Here is a 7,517-nt window from a genome sequence, read left to right as displayed (position 1 = left end):
TGCTGGGAGACGAGTCCGACCCGGACAGTGTGATCGCTCGCCAGTTGCGCTATTGGCAAGGCGAATTGGCCGGACTGCCGGAAATCGTGTCGCTGCCCGCGGATCGTGTCCGGCCCCCGGTGCCCAGCTACGGCGGCGGCGAGGTGGATCTGCTGATCGAGCCGGGGGTCTGGGCCGGGATCAAGCAGCTGGCAGCGACGCACAACGCGACGGCCTCGATGGTGTTGCAGGCTGTCATGGCGGTCTTGTTGCACCGGGTCGGCGTGGGTGACGACGTGGTGCTGGGCACACCGATCGCCGGGCGGTCGGATCGTGCGCTCAGCGACCTGGTCGGATTCTTCGTCAACACCTGGGTGTTGCGAGTGGAAGTGGATCCGGCATGCCGGTTCACCGATGTCCTTGCGCGGGTGCGTAATAAAGCCCTGGACGCCTACAGCAATCAGGACGTGCCGTTCGAGCGGTTGGTCGAGCAGCTCAATCCCGCGCGCTCGGCCGCGCACCACCCCTTGTTCCAGGTGCTGATGGTGCTGCAGAACAACGTGCGCCCGGACGCGTTCGCGATCGATGGCGTCGGCGTCGAACAGTGGGCGGTGCCCACCCGCTCGGCGCGCTTCGACCTGGACTTCGAACTGGTGGAGGTGCCCACCGACGACCCGGCCGCTCCACGGGCCGCCGGATCGGTGACATACGCGACGGATCTCTTCGACCGCTCCACCATCGAGCGTCTCGTCGACCGGTTCGGGCGGGTGCTGGACGCGGTGGTCGCGGACCCAGCGGTGGTGGTGGGCGCCATCTCGTTGATGGATTGCGGCGAGCGTGAATTGGTCCAATCGATGTGGGCCGGCACCGGGGTCGATGCACAGGTGGGAGTCGCGCCGCAGTTGCTGGCGGCAGCGGCGGCTGCCGACCCGGACGCGGTGGCGGTGGTCGACGGTGACCGCTCGATGTCGTATCGCGAGCTCGACGAGGCGTCGGCACGGTTGGCGCGCGCACTGATAGAGGCGGGCGTCGGCGCGGAGCGCGCGGTGGCGGTCGCGATGGATCGGTGTCTGGAATTGGTGGTCACCTGGTGGGCCGTCGTCAAAGCCGGTGGAACCTACGTGCCCGTCGACCGGACTCACCCCGTCGAGCGCATCGCGACAGTGCTGGACACCGTAGACGCGATTTGCGTGTTGACCCGCGACGCCGGCACCGTTGACTGGGCCGGCGGCCGCCGCGTGCTGCGCGTCGACGACTTCGACCTATCCGGGCTGAGCGCTGACCCGATCACCGACGCCGACCGCCTGGCACCCCTGACGGTCAACAGCACCGCCCACGTCATCTTCACGTCCGGATCCACCGGCACCCCAAAGGGAGTCGCGGTCAGCCACGGTGGCCTGCTGGAAATCGCCTCGCTCGGCGAGCTCTTCGGATTGCATGCGGGCACGCGGCTGCTGATGCTCGCCGCGCCCACCTTCGATGTATCGATCGGTGAATTGCTGCTGGCGGTCGGGGCGGGGGCGGCGCTGGTGGTGGCGCCGCCGGAAGCCGTTGCGGGCGAGGCGTTGACGGCATTGCTGCGTGATCAGCGCGTCAATGCTGCGGTCTTGACCCCGTCGGTGCTGTCCTCGCTGGACCCCGCCCGCCTCGACGCGGTCGACACGCTCATCACGACGGGGGAAGCGTGCCCAAGCGAGTTGGCGGCTGCCTGGGCGTCGGAGAGGCGAATGTTCAACGCCTACGGTCCCACCGAGGCCACCATCTGGGCCACCTGCGGCGGACCCTTGGCGCCGGGGCAGCCGGTGGGAATCGGCACCCCCGTCCCGGGCGTGTGCGCTCTCGTGCTGGACACCCGGCTCAGCCCGGCGCCCATCGGCGTCGTCGGCGAACTGTATCTGGGCGGACGTGCCGTCGCGCACGGCTATCTCGGCCGGGCGGAGTTGACCGCGGAACGGTTCATCGCCAACCCCTTTGGGGTTCCCGGGTCACGCCTGTACCGCACGGGCGACCTGGCCCGCTGGACCGCATCCGGAACGCTGGACTACTTGGGACGCGCCGACACCCAGGTCAAACTCCGTGGACAACGAATCGAATTGGGGGAGATCGAGAACAGCTTGCTGGCCTGCCCGCACGTCACCATGGCCGCAGCCACGATGCACAACGGCGGGGCCGGCGCCAACCTCGTCGCCTACGTGGCCCTCGAGCACGCCGCCACCGCCGACAACGACGACGACGACGACGAAATCGTCGCGCAGTGGCAGCACGTCTACGACGACCTCTACGGCGCCGAGGCCGGCACCTCCGGGCTCGGCACCGACTTCCGGGGATGGAACAGCAGCTACTCCGGCGAGCCGATCCCGCTCGCGGAGATGGAGGAATGGCGTTCGCTGACCGTGGACCGGATCATGGCCCTGCGACCGCGGCGGGTACTGGAGATCGGGGTGGGCCTGGGACTGGTTCTCTCACAAATCGCTCCGCAGTGCGAGCGTTACGTTGCCACCGACATGTCCGCGGCGGCAATCGATTACCTCGCCCGCTCGATGGAACGGCTGGAGCTCCCCTGGCGAGACCGCGTCCAGCTGCTGACTCGACCCGCCCACGTGACCGAGGGCCTGCCGCTGGGCTTCTTCGACACCGTGATCCTCAACTCGGTCGTTCAGTACTTCCCCAACGCGGGGTATCTGGCCGACCTCATCGACAGTGTCATGGAACTCCTGTGCCCCGGCGGATCGCTGTTCATCGGCGATGTCCGCAACCACAGCCTGCAGGGCGCATTCCAGACCGCGGTGGCGCTCGCCCGCAGCGGCAACACAGACGCGGCCGAACTTCGTCACCGCATCCAGCGCGCCGTCGTCGGCGAGGCCGAACTCCTGCTCGCCCCAGAGTTTTTCACCGGTTGGGCGGCCAGCCATCCGGCGGCGTCGGCGCTCGACATCCAGGTCAAGCGCGGAGCGGCCGACAACGAACTCACCCGGTACCGCTACGACGTCGTCGTGCACAAGGCGCCCACATCGGTGCATTCCCTGGGCGCCGCCCCGAGCTGGGCGTGGGCCGATTGCGCCGGCTTGAACGGGCTGCAGGATCGATTGAACTCCGACCGTCCCGCCGACATCCGAATATGCGGGATCCCGCGCGCCGGCTTGGTCACCGACGTCCAAATCGGACAGGGCCTGGCGGCGGGGCTACCCCTGACCGACGCGCTCGCTGAGGCCGCCCGCGTGGAATCGAACGGCACCGCGACACCCGAAGCACTGCACCGCCTCGGCGAAGCCATTGGCTATCGCGTTGCGGTCACGTGGGGCGCTCAACCGGGCACGCTTGATGCCGTCTTCACGGCCGCTGCCGAGGGAAGCATCCCGACCATCGGCGACGTATACCTGCCGAACCGCGATGGTCACGACGAACCCGCCAACGACCCGCGCAACAACACGCGGATCAGCGCCGTCCGACGCCAATTGAGCGCGCGGTTGCCGGATTACATGTTGCCGACGCAGATCATGGTGCTCGACGAGTTCCCGATGACCTCGTCCGGCAAGATCGATCGAAAGGCGCTGCCGGCGCCGGTCTTTGCCGACACGCCCTTCCGCGCACCGCAGACCCCGACCGAAGAGATCCTGGCCGGGATCTACGCCCAAGTGCTCGGGCTGGACCGGGTCGGGGTCGACGAATCGTTCTTCGACCTGGGCGGCGACAGCATCTTGTCGATGCAGGTGGTGTCGCGGGCCCGCGCGGCCGGCCTCAGCTGCCGGCCGCGCGACATCTTCGTCGAGCAAACCGTGGCCGGACTGGCCCGGGTGGTCGGCGTGGCCGACACGCACCGGCCCATCGACGAGGGAATCGGCGACGTGGCGGCGACACCGATAATCCGTTGGCTGAGCAGCGTCGACGGCCCCGTTGACCAGTTCAACCAGACCATGGTGTTGCAGGCACCCGCGGGTGTCGAACTGGCCGACGTCACGGTCGTGCTGCAGGCCCTGCTGGATCGGCACGCCATGTTGAGACTGCGCGTCGACGACGGGCCCGGCGGCTGGAAATTGACCGTGCCAGAACCGGACTCGGCGCACGCCGCAGCGCTACTGCACACCGTCGACGCGCTCACCGACGAGACGATCATCGCCGCCCGGTCCCGGCTCAGTCCGGCCGGCGGGGTCATGCTCAGCGCCGTGTGGGCGAGCACCACCAGGCAGTTGGCCCTGATCATCCACCACCTGGCCGTCGACGCGGTGTCGTGGCGGATCCTGCTCGAAGACATCAACATCGCCTGGGCCCAACACCACAGCGGGCACCCGATAGCCCTCCCCCCGGTGATGACGTCATTCCAACGGTGGGCCGCACTCCTCGCCCAACATGCCGACGACCCAACGGTATTGGCGCAGAGCGAAGCCTGGCAGCAGGTATTGGCGGCGCGACCCGCCCTGCCGGAGGCGCCAGACACCTACGCGAACGCCGGGCACCTGACCGCGTCGCTGGACGGTGAGACCGCCCGCCAGCTGATGAGCGACGTGCCCGCGGCGTTCCACGCGGGAATCCAGGACATCCTCCTGATCGCGTTCGCATTGGCCTGCGCCGAGTTCCTGGGCACCGGCGACGCCGCGATCGCTCTCGACGTCGAAGGCCATGGCCGCGACGAAGAGCTGGCCGCCGACGTGGACCTGTCCCGCACCGTGGGCTGGTTCACCACCAAATACCCCGTCGCGCTGAGCTCCGGCGCGCTGCCCTGGGCGCTGGTGGTGGCCGGCGACGCCGACCTCGGCCCGATCATCAAGCGCGCCAAGGAACAACTCCGCGCGCTCCCCGATCCCCTGACCTATGGGCTGCTGCGCTACCTCGACACCACGCTCATGGGCGCCGAACCCACGATCGGATTCAACTATCTGGGACGTCTTGGCGCACACGGCTCCGAGCCGTCGGACGATCTGTGGCTGATCAGCGCGGACGGATCTGCGTTCACCGCGGCCGCGTCTGCGGTGAACATGCCGATGATGCACACCGTAGAGCTCAGCGCCGTCGCCGTCGAAACCGATTCCGGCCCTGCGCTGAACGCCACCTGGACCTGGGCGCCCTCAGCGCTCGACCACGCCGGCGTCAGCCGACTCAACCGGTTGTGGTTCGAGGCCCTGGCCGGCGTCTGCGCCCACGTCGCGCGGGGTGGCGGCGGTCTGACCCCCTCCGACATCGCACCCGCGCGGCTCACCCAGCGGGAGATCGACGCCCTCCAACAGCAGTATTCGGTCGCCGACATTCTGCCGCTCACCCCGCTGCAGCAGGGCCTGTTGTTCCATGCCAGCACCACCCAGGGTCTCGACGATCTGGCCGAACTCTATTCCGTCCAACTGGATTTCACCGTGACCGGGCCGCTGGACCCCGACCGGATGCGCGCCGCGGTACAGACCGTGGTCGATCGCCACCCCAACCTTGCGGCCCGCTTCTGCACCCAAGGCGAACCGGTTCAACTCATCCCTGCCGATCCCGCGGCGGCATGGCAGTACGTCGAACTGGACAACATCGACGACACCGATACCCGAATCCGGCAGCTGTGCACGGCCGAGCGCGTCGCCGTCTGTGACCTGGCGAATCCGCCGGCCTTCCGGGTGGCGCTCATCCGCACGGCACCGGACCGGCATCGGATCGTGGTCACCAATCACCACATCGTGCTCGACGGCTGGTCGACGTCGATCCTGTTGCAGGAGATGTTCGCCGCCTACTACGGGCAGCGGCTCCCGGCGTCCACCTCGTATCGCAGGTTCGTCACCTGGCTGGCCGATCGCGACCTCGATGCCGCCCACACCGCATGGCGCGAGGTTCTCACCGGATTCGACACCCCCACCCTCGTCGGCTCCGCAAACAGGACGGGGCCCGGGCGCCGAGGCGAGGCCTCGTATCGGTTCTCGGAGCGGACGACTCACGCGCTCACCGAACTGGCGCGCTCGCATCACACCACCGTCAACACCGTGTTGCAGGCCGGTTGGGCGCAACTGCTGATGTGGCTGACCGGCCAACACGACGTCGTCTTCGGCGCCGCGGTCTCCGGACGCCCGACCGAGCTTCCCGGCGCGGAATCGGTTGTCGGGCTGTTGATCAACACGGTGCCGGTGCGCGCCACCATCGGCGCGGACACCACCACCACGCAGTTGTTGCACCACCTCCAGCAGGCCCACAACCAGACGCTGGATCACCAGCACCTGGCGCTCACGGCGATCCACCACATCACCGGCCACGACCAATTGTTCGACACGCTCTTCGTCTACGAGAACTATCCCGTCGACACCAGCGCGATGGCGGGTGCCCGTGAGTTCGCGGTCACCGACATGACCACACACGAATCCACCCATTACCCACTGACATTGGAAGCTCGCACGGGTGAGCAGCTCGGCGTGCGCCTGGAATACGACACCGGCATCTTCGACGCCGACACCATCCACATACTCATCACGCAGCTGGAACGCGTGCTGAAGGCCATGACCGCCGACCCGACCGCCCGACTGTCCACCTTCGACCTACTCGACGAGCCGGAACACGCCCGCCTCCGTGACTGGGGCAACCTGGCAACGTTGGAACGGCCCGCGACACCGGTCTCCATTCCGGCGTCCTTCGCCGCTCAGGTCGCGCGCACCCCCGATGCCGTGGCGGTCACCTGCGCCGGTCGCTCGATGTCCTACCGCGAACTCGACGCGTCGGCGAACCGCTTGGCGCACCTGTTGACCGAACGGGGGGCGGGGCCCGGACGGTGCGTGGCGCTGCTGTCCGCCCGCACGGCGGACGCGATCGTCGGCATCCTCGCGGTGTTGAAGGCCGGTGCGGCCTATCTGCCGATCGACCCGGCGCTGCCGCGGGACCGGATCGAGTTCATGATCGCCGATGCGGCACCGGTCGCCGCGATCACGACCGGAGGCTCGGCAGACCGGCTGGACGGGTCCGCGCTGCCGGTCATCGACGTCAACGACCCCCGGGTCTCGACATGCCCCATCACCGCCCTGCCGCTGCCGGATCCTGATGAGCTCGCCTACATCATCTACACCTCGGGAACGACCGGCGTACCCAAAGGCGTGTCGATCACCCACCACAACGTGACGCAGCTGGTCGGGTCGCTCGATCCCGATCTGGCCGCGCCACAACAGGTATGGACGCAATGGCACTCCTACAGCTTCGACATCTCGGGCTGGGAGGTATTCGGCGCCCTGCTCAATGGCGGACGGCTGGTCGTGGTGCCGGAGTCGGTGGCCGCATCCCCGGCCGACTTCCACCAGCTCCTGGTCACCGAAGAGGTCACGGTGTTGTGCCAAACGCCGACGGCGGTCAGCACGCTCGCGCCCGAAGGATTGGAGTCGGTGGCGTTGCTGGTCGGCGGTGAGCCCTGCCCGCCCGACGTCGTGGAGCGGTGGGCACCCGGCCGGGTGATGATCAACGAATACGGCCCGACCGAGACAACGATGTGGGTGACCTTGAGCGCGCCCCTTACAGCGGGATCGGATGTCGTACCGATCGGTGCGCCGGTGCCCGGCGCCGCGCTCGTCGTGCTCGACGGCTGGCTGCGCCCG

At 68.3% G+C, this 7,517-nt stretch carries 1 protein-coding gene; it reads left to right on the top strand.

Annotation, left to right across the window (positions count from 1 at the left end; all coding sequences use genetic code 11):
- Positions 1-7,517 (top strand): non-ribosomal peptide synthetase (locus A5704_RS14430; RefSeq protein WP_156737677.1); only part of this gene is annotated, 7,517 nt, incomplete at both ends.

It is taken from the genome of Mycobacterium sp. E735, assembly GCF_001666955.1.
Lineage (GTDB): Bacteria > Actinomycetota > Actinomycetes > Mycobacteriales > Mycobacteriaceae > Mycobacterium.
The sequence above is the reverse complement of the archived record's forward strand: the minus strand, read 5'-3'. Positions and strand labels throughout refer to the sequence as shown.